Here is a 15,220-nt window from a genome sequence, read left to right as displayed (position 1 = left end):
GGTGAGCACCGTCCTGAAAAGCAATACCCAGGAAGCCCGCACCGGGTCGCTTGGCGGCACTGCAGCCGCCAAGCGGGGACTTGGCACCAGGCTTCGGGGCCTCAATATCCCCGGTGGCCTGGGCGGCTGGATCTGGCTGGCCATCATCATCCTGCCCGTCTACTACGTGGTGATCACCAGCCTCAAGACGCAGGCCGGCTACTTCGGCCAGAATCCGCTGGCCATCCCCACCGAGCCCACGCTGGAGAACTACCAGCTGGTCCTGGAGGCGGACTTCGCCCAGTACTTCATGAACAGCGCCATCGTCACGCTCGGTTCCGTGATTCCCACGGTGCTGATCTCATTCATGGCATCGTTTGCCATCGTTCGCGGCGCCGGCAGGTTCCTGAAGCTGGTCAACGGCATGTTCCTGATGGGGCTGGCCATCCCGCTGCAGGCCACGATCATCCCCATCTACCTGATGATCATCCGGCTCAACCTGTATGACAGCCTGCTGGCGCTGATGCTGCCGTCCATTGCCTTCGCCATTCCGCTGACGGTGCTGATCCTGTCCAACTTCATCCGCGACGTCCCGAACGAACTGTTCGAGTCCATGCGGCTGGACGGCTGCAGCGAGTGGCAGACCATGTGGCGGCTGGCCCTGCCCCTGACCCGGCCGGCCATTGTGACGGTTGCCATCTACAACGGGTTGCATGTCTGGAACGGGTTCCTGCTTCCGTTGGTTCTTACCCAGAGCCCCAGCCTGCGTGTCCTGCCCCTCGGCCTGTGGACCTTCCAGGGTGAATTCAGCGTCAACATTCCCGCCGTTCTCGCCTCCGTGGTGCTCAGCACACTGCCCATCCTGGTGCTTTACGTCGTCGGCCGACGCCAGCTGCTCGCGGGCCTGACCGCCGGCTTCAGCAAGTAACGCCCCGGAATTTACCGAAAGGACTTTCAACATGACCACCGCTAAGCCCCTGCGGGTCGGAATGGTGGGCTACGCCTTCATGGGTGCAGCCCACTCCCACGCCTGGCGCACCGCGCCCCGGTTCTTCGACCTGCCGCTGCAGCCACAGCTCACCGCGGTGGCCGGCAGGAATGCCGACGGCGTGCGTGCCGCTGCGGACAAGCTGGGCTGGGACTCTGTTGAGACTGACTGGCGCCGCCTGATCGAGCGCGACGACATCGACCTCATTGACATCTGCACTCCCGGGAACACCCACGCCGAGATTGCCATCGCCGCCCTGGAAGCCGGCAAGCACGTGCTGTGCGAAAAGCCGCTGGCCAACTCCGTGGACGAGGCTGAGCGGATGACGCTCGCGGCGGAAACGGCCGCAAAGAACGGCGTCTTCTCCATGTGCGGCTTCAGCTACCGCCGCACCCCGGCACTGGCACTGGCCAAACGGTTCGTGGAACAGGGCAGGCTCGGCGAGATCCGCCACATCCGTGCCCAGTACCTGCAGGACTGGCTCTCCGACCCCAACGCCCCCATGACCTGGCGGCTGGACAAGAGCAAGTCCGGGTCCGGCTCCCTGGGTGACATCGGAGCCCACAGCATCGACGCGGCGCAGTGGGTCACGGGCATGAACATCAACGGGGTATCCGCAATGCTGGAGACCTTCGTCCGGGAACGCCCGCTTGCGGGCGACATGGTGGGCCTGGGTGGCCACGGCGACCTGAGCGACGACGCCCCGCGCGGGCAGGTCACTGTGGATGATGCGGCCATCTTCAGCGCAAAGTTCGACGGCGGCGCTTCCGCAGGTGCCATCGGCGTCTTCGAAGCCACGCGCTACGCACTGGGCAGGAAGAACGCCATGCGCCTGGAGGTCAACGGCACCAAGGGCTCCCTCGCCTTCGATTTCGAGGACATGAACGTCCTGTCCTTCTATGACGCGGCGGAGTCCCCGGATGCGGGCTTCCGGCGGATCTTCGTCACCGAGCCCGAGCATCCCTACGTGGGGAACTGGTGGCCCACCGGCCACGGACTGGGATACGAACACGGCTTCACCCACCAGGTGGTGGACCTCGTCACGGCCATCGGTGAAGGACGCCAACCCGAACCATCCTTCGCCGACGCCCTGCAGGTGCAGCGGGTCCTCGCCGCGGTGGAGTCCAGCGCCGCCAACTCCAGCCAGTGGCAAAAAGTCTGAGCAACGTACGGCTTCGATCAAATAGGAACTCACATGACACGACCAATCACGCTCTTTACCGGCCAGTGGGCCGACCTGCCCTTCGAGGAGGTGGCGCGGCTCGCCGGCGAATGGGGCTTTGACGGGCTCGAAATCGCCTGCTGGGGCGACCACCTTGACCCCCGCCGGGCTGCCGAGGACGACAACTACCTCCAGGGCCGCCTGGACATCCTCGAAAAGAACAACCTCAAGGTGTTCGCCATCGCCAACCACCTGACCGGACAGGCCGTGTGTGACGATCCCATCGACGAGCGCCACCGGGACATCCTGTCGGCAGAGACCTGGGGCGACGGCGAGCCCGAAGGGGTGCGCCGCCGGGCAGCGGAGGCCATGAAGGACACCGCACGGGCGGCTGCCCGCCTCGGGGTGAAGACGGTAACGGGTTTCACCGGCTCCTCCATCTGGAAGGCCGTGGCCATGTTCCCGCCGGCCTCGCAGGCAATGATCGACGCCGGCTACCAGGACTTCGCCGACCGCTGGAATCCCATCCTTGACGTCTTCGAGGAAGAGGGTGTCCGGTTCGCCCTGGAAGTCCACCCGTCCGAAATCGCCTACGACTACTGGACCGCCAAGCGCACGCTTGAAGCCATCGGGCACCGCGAGAGCTTCGGCCTGAACTTCGACCCCTCCCACTTCATCTGGCAGGACCTGGACCCGGTGATGTTCCTGCAGGACTTCGCAGACAAGATCTTCCACGTCCACGTGAAGGAATCCGTCCGCCAGCTTGACGGCCGCAACGGCCGCCTGGGCTCGCACCTTGCCTGGGCGGACCCCCGGCGCGGCTGGGACTTCGTCACGGCAGGGCATGGCGATGTGCAGTGGAACCGCATCTTCCGGACCTTGAACGCCATCGGCTATGAAGGTCCCACCAGCATCGAATGGGAGGACGCCGGGATGGACCGGCTCATCGGCGCCCCGCAGGCGCTGGCCATGGTCCAGGAACTGGCCCGGATCGCCCCGCCGGCAGCTGCCTTCGACGCCGCCTTCGCCAGCCGCTGACCATGCTTCGCCGGCACCAGCCGGCAACCAAACAAAGGAAACTTTAATGACAGATCGCAAGCACGCGCTGGTCGTCCGCGGCGGCTGGGACGGCCACCAGCCCTACGAGGCCACCGAGCTCTTCATTCCCTACCTCAAGGACAACGGCTATGACGTCCGGATAGAGGAATCGCCCAAGGTCTACGCCGACGCCGAATACATGGCCGGGGTGGACCTGATCATGCAGTGCATGACCATGAGCACCATCGAAAAGGACGAATTCGCCGGACTGCGGACGGCCGTGGAAAACGGCACCGGCCTGGCCGGCTGGCACGGTGGCATCGCCGACTCCTACCGGAACACCTCCGACTACCTGCACCTGATCGGCGGCCAGTTCGCCTGCCACCCCGGCAAGCACCCGGACGAGTGCGTTGGCGAACAGTCGGACAACTACGTTCCGTACACCGTCAACATGCTGCCCGCCGCGGCGGAGCACCCGATTACCAAGGGCATCAAGGACTTCGACCTGGTCACCGAGCAGTACTGGGTCCTCGCCGATGACTACATCGATGTCCTGGCCACCACCACCCAGAAAGTCCGCGAGTGGGATCCCTGGCACCGCGAAGTGACCTCCCCGGCCATCTGGACCCGCCAGTGGGGCAAGGGACGCATCTTCGTCTGCACTCCCGGCCACCGCGTCGAAATCCTCCAGGACCAGAACGTACGCACCATCATCGAAAGGGGCCTGCTGTGGGCAAGCCGTTGAACGTCGGAATCATTGGCTGCGGAGCCATCATCGCCCAGTACCTCACCAATTTCCGGCGGCTGGACCAGGTCAACCTGGTGGCCGTGGCGGACCTGGACCCGGCACGTGCCCGGGCCGTAGCGGATGATTACGAGGGCGTCCGCGCCCTCTCGGTCGAAGAACTGCTCGCCGCTGACGACATCGACCTGGTCCTGAACCTGACCATCCCCGCCGCGCACGCCGACGTGGCGCTGCAGGCGATCGCGGCCGGCAAGAGCGTCTACGGCGAAAAGCCGCTGGCGGCCACGACTGAAGAGGCACGCCAGGTGCTGGACGCGGCACGCCAGGCAGGCGTCGTCGTCGGCTGTGCCCCTGACACCGTGCTGGGCACCGGAATCCAGACCGCCCGCAAAGCCATCGACGACGGGCTCATCGGCGCCCCCATCTCGGCATCGGCCACCATGGTGACCCCGGGCCACGAGCGTTGGCACCCCAACCCGGACTTCTATTACCAGCCGGGCGGCGGCCCCCTCCTGGACATGGGCCCCTACTATGTCACCGCCCTGGTGACGCTGCTGGGTCCGGTGGTTTCGGTGCTCGGCGCGGCCAGCCATACCCGCGACGAGCGGACCATCGGCTCCGGGCCGCGGCAGGGCGAAAAAGTGCCGGTTACCATCGACTCCCACGTCACGGGCATCCTGGTCCACGCCTCCGGGGCGCTTTCCACGCTGTTCATGAGCTTCGACGCCGTGAAGTCCAAGTCGCCGAACATCGAGATCCACGGCGAACGCGGATCCCTGGTGGTGCCCGACCCCAACCACTTCGACGGCGACGTCCAGCTGTTCTCCCTGGGCGCCGAGGACTGGGAAACCCTGCCTGTCTCGGCGGGATACGTGGATGCCGGCCGCGGGTTTGGCATCGCCGATCTCGCTTCCACCCCCCGGGGCAAGGAACCCCGGGCAGGCGGAGCCCTTGCCTACCACGCGCTGGAGGTCATGGAATCTGTCCTCAAGGCTGCGCACAGCGGCATGACCGTAAGCATCCAGAGCACTGTTGAGCGGCCGGAAAGCGTGGCACTCACCGTCCTCGCCGAACAGGCAGACGCCCTCCAGGCGAAGTAGCCCTCCGGAACCGGAACCGCGCCGCCCGCCGCAGTGGAGCTAGTGCAGCTCATCGCTGCGGGCGGCGCGGTTCCTTCCCAGTGACTTGGCCCTGTACAGGGCCGCATCCGCTGCGGCGATGAGGCGGTCCACGTCGGAGGTCCCGCCGTCGTAGGTCGAAATGCCGTAACTGGCGGTGGGCATCTCCATGCCGTCCGGCGCTTCGGCGCCTGCCAGCCGCCTGCTGATTTCCTCGGCAATCGTCTCTGCCCGTTCGGCGTTGGCCCCGGGGACCAGGATCACGAATTCTTCCCCGCCATACCTGCCGGCCAGGTCGGTGGAGCGGACCGTGGCAACGCAGGCGTCAGCGAAGGCCTGCAGCGCCAGGTCGCCTGCGGCGTGGCCGTGGGTATCGTTGACCACCTTGAAATGGTCAAGGTCGGCCAGGATCAGCGCGCCGGAGCCACCGGTGATGGTGCGGTCGGCCAACTGTTCCGCAGCCAGGTCCAGGAAGGCCTTGCGGTTCAGGAGTCCGGTGAGGTCGTCCCGGGTGGCAACCACCCGCAGGGCGCGGGTCTGCTGTTCGGTGCTCAACCCGGCCATGCTGAAGGACACCACCACCAGCAGCACCATGGTCACCATGGTGGTGACGGCGGATCCAAAAACGGTAACGAAAATGGCCCCATCCGGGCCCTCCACCAGGAACGCCAGCCAACGGAAGAAGTAATAAGCGGACAGCCCGCCCGCGGCCACTGCCATGGGAATCCGCACCCGCGAGTAGCCCGGCTCGAGCCGCCACAGCTCACGCGACGCCAGTCCGATGGTCAGGCTCATGGCGGCGAGGAACACCGGACCGCCGGACCAGGTGTTGGTGGCGGGATGGTCCAGCAGGGACGCCACCAGGGTGGCAAGCGGAATACCCGTGAAGGCCCACCGGGGCCGGGGCACCGTGCGCAGCGAGCGGGCGCCCGCCCACACGGCAACTCCGCCATGCACCAGCAGCGTGTTACCCACCGGGTTGGCCCACCACTGGTGCGGCGTGCCTTCCAGCAGGAAGCAGGCGGAGCCGGAAAGGAAGAAGAGCAGGGCGCCGCACCACCAGGCGCTGTAGGGCGAGCGGGTTACCCGGTAGGCGGAAAAGTAGAAGAGAACCACCAGCACCAGGGCCATCAGGCCAAACGCGATGCGCAGGGTTGCCGTATCCAGAACCATGTGCCAGAAGTCCCCCCAGAAGCCCGAATGCTGCCCACGCCAGTATCGCACCCACCCATATGGCGCAAAGCATCCCTACCCCGGATGGGCACCCGTCAAACTCGCCTAGGGTGGGAGGTTAACCATCCGGACAACGTAAGGCCGCCAATGCTCCTCCTCTTCGGGTTCAAGACCGTGTTCAAGGCGCTGCCGGGCAGGACAGCAACCTGCCCGCACTGCGGCGCTTTCATCCACCACCTCCTTGAAGAACAAGCCACGAAATTCACCCTGTTCTTCATTCCGCTGCTCACGGTGTCCCGGAAGTTCCGGATTACCTGCACTAACTGTGGCTACGTTTCGTCCATCAGCGGGCGTCAGAAGCGGGCCTTGGAGCTGCGCCGGTAGGAGGCAGCGGGAACTTCCCCGGTGCCAGCGGAGTTGAACCACATATGGACGACCCTCCTTCACACATGCCCTGGCCCCTCTGCCAACTGACCGGACCACCGGCCACCACAGGAGAGGGGCGCTCCAATGTATGAATGGATCATGTTGGGCATCGGCCTGGTCCTGACCGTCGGCACCGGCTTCTTCGTCGCCTCGGAGTTCGCCCTGGTGAACCTGGACCGGCACGATCTCGAAGCACGCCAGGCCCGCGGCGAGAAGCGCCTGGGCCCCACCATCAAGGCCCTTCGCATCACCTCCACCCACCTCTCGGGTGCCCAGCTGGGCATCACGCTGACCACGCTCCTCACGGGCTACACCTTTGAACCGGCCATCAGCCGCATGCTCAGCGGCCCGCTGCAGTCCGTCGGCGTCCCCCAAGCCCTGGTGCCCGCCGTCGGCTCCGTTGCCGGCATCTTCCTGGCCACGGTCTTCTCCATGGTGGTGGGCGAGCTGGTGCCCAAGAACTTCGCCCTGGCCCTGCCGCTGGCCACCGCCAAGGTGGTAGTCCCCTTCCAGGCACTCTTCACGGCCGTGTTCAAGCCCGTGATCCTGCTCTTCAACAACACTGCCAACAAGATCATCCGCGGGTTCGGCATCGAGCCCAAGGAGGAGCTTTCCGGCGCCCGCAGCGCAGAGGAGCTAAGCTCCCTGGTGCGCCGCTCCGCCGTCGAAGGCGTCCTGGACCTGGACCATGCCACCCTGCTGCGCCGCACCCTCCGGTTCTCCGAGTACAGCGCCGCGGACGTCATGACACCCCGCGTCAGGATGGCCGCCGTCGGCCTGTCCGACACCGCAGAGGACATCGTTTCCCTTGCCACGGCCACGGGCTACTCCCGGTTTCCCGTGATCGGGCGGGACCGGGATGACGTCCTGGGCCTCCTGCACGTGAAGCAGGCGTTCGCCGTCGCCCTGGAGCATCGGGCGGACACCACCGCGGCGGAGCTCATGATCGAGCCCCTGCGGATCCCGGAATCCATGGGCGTAGACACCCTCCTGGGCCTGCTGCGGCGCCAGGGCCTCCAGGTGGCCATCGTTTCCGACGAGCATGGCGGGACCGCCGGGATCGTCACCCTGGAGGACTTGGTGGAAGAGATCGTGGGCGAGCTGGAGGACGAGCACGACCGGGCGCGCGCGGGCGTTGTCCGCGTGGGCCGGTCCGTCACGTTCGATGCCGCGCTGCGGCCGGACGAGCTGCTGGACCGCACCGGAATCGAAGTGCCGGACGGGGACGAGTACGACACCGTGGGCGGGTTCGTCACGGACCGGCTGGACCGCCTGCCCGAGCTGGGCGACGAGGTGGAGGTCGACGGCGGCACCCTCCGCGTGGAGCGCGTGGCAGGCATGCACGTGGAGCGGCTGCGCTTCACCCCCGCCGCGTCCGGCGAACCACCCCGGAGCCCGCACGACCGGATCATCGACGGCCTGACCAGGGAGCTGACCCATGAGTGAATACCTTCCCGGCATCATCTGGCTGGCAGTGCTCCTGGTGGTCAACGGCTTCTTCGTGGGCGCAGAATTCGCCGTCATTTCCGCCCGCCGCTCCCAGATCGAGCCAAGGGCCGAGGCCGGCAGCAAAGCGGCAAAAACCACGCTGTGGGCCATGGAACACGCCACGCTCATGTTGGCCACCAGCCAGCTGGGCATCACAGTCTGCTCGTTGGTCATCCTGAACGTCTCCGAACCGGCGATCCACCACCTGCTGGAGATCCCGCTGGGCCTGACGTCCTTGTCCTATGAGGCGATCAGCATCATCGCGTTCATCGTGGCGCTGCTGCTGGTGACCTTCCTGCACGTGGTGGTGGGCGAAATGGTGCCCAAAAACATCTCCTTTTCGGTCCCCACCCGTGCAGCCCTCCTGCTCGCCCCGCCGTTGGTCATGGTGGCCAAGGTGTTCAAGCCGGTGATCTGGACCCTGAACGGGATTGCCAACTCCGTCCTGCGGCTGTTCGGGGTTGAGCCCAAGGACGAGGCCACCAGTGCGTACACGCTGGATGAGGTGGCCACCATCGTGGAGCAGTCCACCCGGGACGGCATGCTGACAGACACCACGGGCACCCTGACCAACGCGTTCGAATTCACCGCCAAGACGGTTGCGGACGTCCAGGTGCCCATGGCCGACATGGTGCTGCTGCCCGAATCCGCCACGCCCGCCGACATCCAGCAGGCCGTGGCAGGGCACGGCTACTCCCGCTACATCCTGACCAACAGTGCCGGCGAGCCGGACGGCTACCTTCACCTCAAAGACGTCATGGACCTCACCGCGGCGGAAAAGTTCCACCGGCCGGTCCCGGCCAAGCGGGTCCGCCGCCTGGCGTCGGCATTTGCGGGCGCGGACCTTGAGGATGCATTGGCGTCGATGCGGCGGTCGGGAGCCCACGTGGCCCGGGTGTTCGACTCCGACGGCAGGACCACCGGGATGCTCTTCCTCGAGGACATCATCGAGGAACTGGTGGGCGAGGTGCAGGACGCCACCAGCGCGTAGCCGCTGCTTCCTGGGATTGGGTGCGGTTTCCTTCGGGGGCCGCACCCTTTTTGCGCCTGCACCCTAGCGCCCGACGGCGGCGGGAACTAAGGTGGGATCGGTTCTCCCCTGCCGTCCCCGGCAGGAGGACGAAAACCCGCACGAGGGAAGGGAGGTGGTTTTGATGACTGCTGTTGCCGCGCGCCCGGAGCGCCCCGCACCCACCCCATCACCCATCCTTCCCGGCTGCCCACGATTGACCGACGGCACCTGCCCGCCATAGCACCGCGGCACCGGGGACCCTCGCAAGGAAACCAACGTGCACAATTCTTCAGGCAACGCCCTGGACAACACCCCAAGTACCACCCAACCAACCCGCACGCTAGCCGCGTACGGCTACACCCCTGCCGTCGCCCGCCACTTCGACCAGCACCCCTGCCCGGGCGCCACGGGACGCGGACGGGTGGTCCGCGTGGACCGAACCCTGCTGCTGGTTGCAGTCGACGACGGACTGCTCCACCTGCCCTATCCGCTGTCCGGCGAGCCGGCGGTCACCGGCGACTGGGTCTGGACCGGTCCTAACCGCGCCGGAGGGTGCCAGATCCTGGCAGTCCTCCCCCGACGTTCAGAGCTCAGCCGCAAGCGCGCGTTCGAGGACTCCTCCGAGGAACAGGTCCTCGCCGCCAACATGGACACCGTGGGGGTCGTAGTTCCCGTGGACCGGCCGCTCACCCACAACAGGCTCGAACGAACCCTCGTTGCCGCCTGGGACTCCGGCGCCACCCCGCTGGTGATCATCACCAAGGCGGACCTGGCCCAGGTGGCTGACGACGTCGTCGGGAAAGTCATCCTGCAGGCGGCGGGCGTCGACGTGGTGACCACGTCCGCCGAAAACGGCGACGGGGTCGACGAACTGATGTCCCGCATCCCGCCCGGCGGCACCATCGTGCTCCTGGGACCGTCAGGCGCCGGCAAGTCCACCCTGATCAACGCGCTCGTGGGCCGGAAGGTGCAGCAGACCGCGGAGGTGCGGGCCGGTGACTTCAAAGGCAAGCACACCACCACCTCCCGCGAGCTGGTGCCGCTGTCCAACGGCACCGTGCTGATGGACACTCCCGGGGTGCGCGGCTTCGGGCTGTTCGACGCCGGGGAAGGCCTGGGCGGGATGTTCGGCGATGTGGAGGAACTGGCCGCCGGCTGCCGGTTCTCAGACTGTGCCCACGGGAACGAGCCGGGCTGTGCGGTCCGTGAGGCGATCGACAGCGGTAACCTCCCCGAGCGCCGCTGGAACTCCTATCTGAAGATGCAACGGGAGCTTGCAGCGCTGGCACGGCGGTCCGACGTCGCGGCCCAGCGCGCGTACCACCGCGAGTGGCACCAGAAGGTGGTGGCGGCGGGAAAGTCGCAGCGCTGGGCGGAGCGGGAGGCCACTGAGCGCGGCAACCGGAGCGAAGGGAAGGACCGGAAGCGGAAGCGGTAGGAATGCCGTATTCCGTGTCGGGGGTCGGGAGTAGGGTTCGGTCATGGACATCATCCTGGTACCCGGTTTTTGGTTGGACGCCTCATCGTGGGAGGGGGTGGCACCGGCCCTGGAAGCGGCAGGGCACCACCCCCACCCCCTCACCCTTCCCGGCAAGGAGTCGGCGGACGCCAACCGCGCGGGCATCAACCTGCAGGACCACATCGATGCGGTGGTGGAGGTCATGGACGGCCTGCCCGGCAAGGTGGTCCTGGTGGGGCATTCCGGCGGCGGAGCCGTCATCCATGGAGCCGTGGACGCCAGGCCGGACAAGGTGGAGCGCGCCATCTACGTGGACAGCGGTCCCCTGGGCGAAGGCGGCGTGATCAATGACGATTTGCGGGTTGTCGGGGACGATGTGCCCTTGCCTCCCTGGGAGGATTTTGACGACGCCGACCTGGTGGACCTCGACGACGGACTGCGGCAGGCATTCCGGGCGCGGGCAGTACCGGAGCCCCGGGGCGTGGCCCGCGGCAGGCAACAGCTGCATGATGAGCGGCGTTACAACGTGCCCGTCACCGTGATCACCTGCGAGTTCCCGTCCGCCATGCTCCAGGAGTGGGTCGCAGCCGGCAATCCTTTCGTTGCAGAGCTGGCCAGGATCCCGGACGTGGAGTACATCGACCTGCCCACCGGGCACTGGCCGCAGTTCACCAAACCGAGCCCACTGGCCACGGCCATCCTGGCGGCTGTTGACCGAACGGAGGTGGATGAAGCCTGAAACACTCTTGCGTGCGGCCAAAGCCGTCCCCATAATAAATGAATGGCATTCATTTATCCGACCATGGTCACGGGCAACGCCGCCCCTGGCCACGCAGTAATCGGCACCGCAAACCACATGCCCGCAGAGTGGGAAGCGCACCAGCGCACCTGGATGGCCTTCCCGCCGCCCAACGACACTTTCGGCCCGGTGGGAAGCTCCACCCTTGACCGGGCGCGGGCCGCATGGACCAGGGTGGCGCGCACCATCGCCCGCTACGAACCCGTCACCGTCATCGCCGATCCCCGGGACGCCACCGCCGCCAGGGAATGGCTTGGCAGTGGCATCGACGTGCTGGAGGTGCCGATTGACGACGCCTGGCTGCGGGACAGCGGCCCCACGTTCGTCCACGCGGCCGACGGGTTGCTGGCCGCGGTCGACTGGACCTTCAACGGCTGGGGCGCCCAGGACTGGGCCGCCTGGGGCAACGACCAGGAGGTGGCCCGGACAATCGCGGCAAGCGTGGACGTGCCCGTCCGGGCGTCCGCCCTGGTGAATGAGGGCGGCGGCTTCCACGTGGACGGTGCAGGAACCGTGCTGCTGACCGAAACAGTCCAGCTTGATCCCGGACGCAATCCCGGCGCCACCAAGGAATCTGTCGAGGCAGAAGTCCACGCGGCCCTGGGCACCACCAAGGCCATCTGGCTGCCGCGCGGGCTCACCCGGGACTACGACGAATTCGGAACCCGCGGCCACGTGGACATCGTGGCCGCTTTTGCCGGGCCGCGCACCATCCTGCTGCACCGCCAGGACGACCCCGCGCACCCGGACCACGCGGTCTACCTCCAACTGAAGACGGTCCTCGCCGGGCAACTGGACGCCCAGGGCCGGCCGCTGCGCATCATCGACGTCCCCGCACCCACCACACTCAAGGATGAGGAGGGCTGGGTGGACTGGTCCTACATCAACCATTACGTGGCCAACAACGTGGTGGTGCTCTGCAGCTTTGACGATCCGAACGACGCCATTGCGGCAGGCATCCTGGAACGCGCCTATCCCGAACGCACCGTGGAACTGGTGGACGCCCGGGACATCTTTGCCTTCGGCGGCGGCATCCACTGCATTACCCAGCAGCAGCCGGCCCCGCGGGAAGGCGATGCGGCATGAAACTGGCAGAGCACATGCGGCAGCCGGTGGCAGCGGAAACGTTCGACGTGGTGGAAGCCAGTATTAGCCAACTCCGGGCTGCCCTGGAGGGCGGTGACGTGACCAGCGAGGAACTGGTCCGTCTGTATCTTGAGCGCATCGAGAAGTATGACTCAACGGGCATATGCCTGAATGCACTGGTCGTCATGAACCCTTACGCCATTGCCGAGGCGCAGGCGTCCGACCGTCGCCGCGCTGCCGGGTTCACACTTGGCCCGCTCGACGGCATCCCCTACACGGCAAAGGACAGCTACCAGGTTAAAGGCCTTACCGTGGCTGCGGGATCGCCGGCCTTCAAGGACCTGGTAGCGCAGCAGGACGCCTTTACCATCGAGCGCCTAAAGGCCGGCGGGGCAGTCCTGATAGGACTGACCAACATGCCGCCCATGGCCAACGGAGGTATGCAACGCGGGGTATATGGCCGGGCGGAAAGTCCCTACAACGCCCGCTTCCTCACGGCGGCGTTCGCCTCGGGATCGTCCAACGGGTCCGGAACCGCCACCGCGGCCAGCCTCGCTGCCTTTGGCCTGGCGGAGGAAACCTGGTCCTCGGGGCGCGCGCCGGCGTCGAACAATGCCCTCTGCGCCTACACGCCGTCGCGCGGCGTCATCTCCGTCCGAGGCAACTGGCCGCTGGTCCCCACCATGGACGTGGTGGTTCCGCACACCCGGACCGTGGCGGACCTGCTGGAAGTCCTGGACGCCGTGGTGGCGGACGACACCCAAACGCGCGGTGACTTCTGGCGCACCCAGCCCTGGATCCCGGTGCCCAAGGCATCCGCCGTCCGCCCGCCGTCGTACCTTGAGCTGGCTGTCCCGGACGCAACCGCCGCCGCAGCCGTCCTTGCGGGCAAACGTCTGGGTGTCCCCCGGATGTACATCAACGCCGACCCAGACGCCGGAACGGCGCAGGCCCCGGGCATTGGCGGCCCCACCGGCCAACGGATCGAGACGCGCGCGTCCATCCTGGAACTGTGGGCTGCGGCCCGCCGCGACCTGGAAGCCGCCGGGGCCGAGGTGGTGGAGGTGGACTTCCCGGTGGTGTCCAACTACGAAGGCGATCGGCCCGGCGCGCCCACCATCGCCACCCGTGGCCAGGTGTCCCCCGAGTATCTCCGACGTGAAATCGTCGACCTCTCCGCTTGGGCCTGGAATGACTTCCTGGCCGCCAACGGCGACCCCCAGCTAAGCACGCTTGCCGACGTCGACGGTTCAATGATCTTCCCCGCTCCCCAGGGCGCTCTGCCGGACCGCTATGACGGGTTCGATGACGACATCGCGGACTATCCTGCCTGGATCCGGGAGCACGGCGTCCCTGCCCTCACTGACATCCCGCAGCTGCCCGAAGGCCTGGCGGGACTCGAGGAAACCCGCCGGGTGGACCTGGAGCAGTGGATGGACCAGCTGGGACTTGACGCCGTCCTGTTCCCGGCGGCCGCCGATGTCGCCCCGGCAGACGCCGACACCAACGAACGCTCGGCGGACATCGCCTGGCGCAACGGCGTGTGGGTGGCCAACGGGAACCTGGTCCCGCGGCACCTGGGGATTCCCACGGTGACCGTGCCCATGGGCCTCGCCGCGGACATCGCGATGCCGGTGGGACTCACGATCGCGGGCAAGGCCTACGACGACAACGCGCTGCTCCGGTTGGCAGCGGCGTTCGAAGCCACAGGCCGACGCCGTGTACCACCGCCCCGCACCATGCCGCGAGGAGCTGTAGAAAGCCCCTGACCCAGCAAGCCGCATGGGTAGTCTGGAGGCATGGCACCGCCCCTTGCCACCCCGGCTGCCCTGCGGCCTGACTGCTCGCAATGCTTTGCCCTGTGCTGCACCGCGTTCGGCTTCACCCGCTCGGCGGACTTCGCTATCGATAAGCCGCCGGCCCGCCCGTGCCCCAACCTGGCCGCGGACTTTTCCTGCACCATCCATGACAGGCTCAGGCCGCGCGGTTTTGCCGGCTGCACGGTGTTCGACTGCTTTGGCGCCGGGCAGGCCGTCAGCCAGCGGCTGTTCCACGGCACCAGCTGGCGGGACAACCCGGGTTCGGCGCCGGACATGTTCGCCGCGTTCAGGGTCATGCGCCAGCTGCATGAAATGCTGTGGCACCTGGCGCAGGCGGAGGCGGTTGCGTACAGCCCGGACGCCGCCGACGAGGTCCGCCTTCTCCAGATGAAAGTCCGGGAGGTGGCTGAAGGCAACCTGGGGAAGGTCCTTACTGCCGACGTCGGGAGCCTCCACCTGCAGGTGGGTGAAGCATTGCGCTGGGTCAGCGAGGAGGTCCGCGCGGGGTATTTCTCCGATGGGCCGCAACGCCACGGCCTGGCACCGGGCGCCGACCTGGCAGGAGCAAACCTGAGCGGGTCGGCCCTGTGCGGCGCCGATCTTCGCGGCTCATACCTGATCGGTGCCGACCTCCGCGGTGCCGACCTGACGGCGGTGGACTTCCTGGGCGCAGACCTGCGCGATGCAAGGCTCGACGACGCCGACCTCAGTGGTTCCCTCTTCCTCACCCAGGCACAAATCACCGCAGCCCGCGGCAACCTGTCCACGCGGCTGCCCCCAAGGCTTGAGGTGCCCGCCCATTGGATTCCATCGCCGCCACCCCCGCCTCCAGCCCGCCGGGTTCGGCCCACCCAGCGGAAGCGCCTTGACAGGCCCGATTGTTAGCGCTGACAGTGAGAGGAAACCGACGCCAATCGAAAGCCACTT

14 protein-coding genes are annotated in these 15,220 nt (G+C 67.0%); 13 read left to right on the top strand and 1 reads right to left on the bottom strand.

Annotated features, from left to right (window positions below; translation table 11 throughout):
- Window position 1: 1 nt before the first annotated feature.
- From LFT49_RS00320 to LFT49_RS00300, 5 genes are read left to right on the top strand one after another with little or no spacing between them, the layout of a single operon-like run.
- A complete protein-coding gene (locus LFT49_RS00320) occupies window positions 2-907 on the top strand; it encodes a carbohydrate ABC transporter permease (protein WP_237429361.1) in 906 nt (301 codons plus the stop codon).
- 31 nt (window positions 908-938) lie between these two features.
- Window positions 939-2,129 carry a Gfo/Idh/MocA family protein gene (locus LFT49_RS00315; RefSeq protein ID WP_237429360.1) on the top strand — a complete coding sequence of 397 codons (1,191 nt, stop codon included), beginning with the start codon at window positions 939-941 and terminating at the stop codon, window positions 2,127-2,129.
- Window positions 2,130-2,162: 33 nt separating this feature from the next.
- Complete coding sequence (locus LFT49_RS00310; RefSeq protein ID WP_236800439.1) at window positions 2,163-3,167, top strand: sugar phosphate isomerase/epimerase family protein; 1,005 nt, start codon at window positions 2,163-2,165, stop codon at window positions 3,165-3,167.
- A gap of 46 nt (window positions 3,168-3,213) precedes the next feature.
- Window positions 3,214-3,912, top strand: a complete 699-nt coding sequence (locus LFT49_RS00305; RefSeq protein ID WP_237429359.1) for a ThuA domain-containing protein — start codon at window positions 3,214-3,216, stop codon at window positions 3,910-3,912.
- A complete protein-coding gene (locus tag LFT49_RS00300; RefSeq protein ID WP_237429358.1) occupies window positions 3,897-5,012 on the top strand; it encodes a Gfo/Idh/MocA family protein in 1,116 nt (371 codons plus the stop codon). Before LFT49_RS00305 ends, LFT49_RS00300 begins: the two co-directional genes overlap by 16 nt.
- Window positions 5,013-5,051: 39 nt before the next feature.
- On the opposite strand, the gene LFT49_RS00295 is transcribed toward LFT49_RS00300, so the two are convergent.
- Complete coding sequence (locus LFT49_RS00295; RefSeq protein WP_237429357.1) at window positions 5,052-6,203, bottom strand: GGDEF domain-containing protein; 1,152 nt, start codon at window positions 6,201-6,203, stop codon at window positions 5,052-5,054.
- A gap of 147 nt (window positions 6,204-6,350) precedes the next feature.
- Here LFT49_RS00295 and LFT49_RS00290 point away from each other — a divergent pair, with 147 nt between their 5' ends.
- The 8 genes from LFT49_RS00290 (at window position 6,351) to LFT49_RS00255 (ending at window position 15,178) form a co-directional block, all read left to right on the top strand.
- Window positions 6,351-6,587: a zinc-ribbon domain-containing protein gene (locus LFT49_RS00290; protein WP_236800434.1), complete on the top strand. Its 237-nt coding sequence runs from the start codon at window positions 6,351-6,353 to the stop codon at window positions 6,585-6,587.
- 126 nt (window positions 6,588-6,713) lie between these two features.
- The gene (locus LFT49_RS00285) at window positions 6,714-8,075 is read left to right on the top strand and encodes a hemolysin family protein (protein WP_236800433.1); all 1,362 of its coding nucleotides are present in this window, start codon (window positions 6,714-6,716) and stop codon (window positions 8,073-8,075) included.
- Window positions 8,068-9,108: a hemolysin family protein gene (locus LFT49_RS00280; RefSeq protein ID WP_237429356.1), complete on the top strand. Its 1,041-nt coding sequence runs from the start codon at window positions 8,068-8,070 to the stop codon at window positions 9,106-9,108. The genes LFT49_RS00285 and LFT49_RS00280 overlap by 8 nt, the downstream gene beginning before the upstream one ends.
- A 298-nt stretch (window positions 9,109-9,406) precedes the next feature.
- On the top strand, window positions 9,407-10,567 hold the full coding sequence (gene rsgA / locus LFT49_RS00275) for a ribosome small subunit-dependent GTPase A (protein WP_442863720.1): 1,161 nt from the start codon (window positions 9,407-9,409) through the stop codon (window positions 10,565-10,567).
- Between the two features lie 43 nt (window positions 10,568-10,610).
- Entirely contained in the window at window positions 10,611-11,327 is a 717-nt protein-coding gene (locus LFT49_RS00270; RefSeq protein WP_237429355.1) for an alpha/beta fold hydrolase, read from the top strand.
- A gap of 42 nt (window positions 11,328-11,369) precedes the next feature.
- On the top strand, window positions 11,370-12,473 hold the full coding sequence (locus LFT49_RS00265) for an agmatine deiminase family protein (RefSeq protein WP_442863719.1): 1,104 nt from the start codon (window positions 11,370-11,372) through the stop codon (window positions 12,471-12,473).
- The gene (locus LFT49_RS00260) at window positions 12,470-14,242 is read left to right on the top strand and encodes an amidase (RefSeq protein WP_237429354.1); all 1,773 of its coding nucleotides are present in this window, start codon (window positions 12,470-12,472) and stop codon (window positions 14,240-14,242) included. The genes LFT49_RS00265 and LFT49_RS00260 overlap by 4 nt, the downstream gene beginning before the upstream one ends.
- A gap of 30 nt (window positions 14,243-14,272) precedes the next feature.
- On the top strand, window positions 14,273-15,178 hold the full coding sequence (locus tag LFT49_RS00255; protein ID WP_237429353.1) for a pentapeptide repeat-containing protein: 906 nt from the start codon (window positions 14,273-14,275) through the stop codon (window positions 15,176-15,178).
- The last annotated feature ends 42 nt before the right edge of the window (window positions 15,179-15,220 follow it).

It is taken from the genome of Arthrobacter sp. FW306-06-A, assembly GCF_021870055.1.
GTDB lineage: Bacteria > Actinomycetota > Actinomycetes > Actinomycetales > Micrococcaceae > Arthrobacter.
Note: the sequence above shows the minus strand (reverse complement) of the source record. Positions and strands in the feature narration are given on the sequence as shown.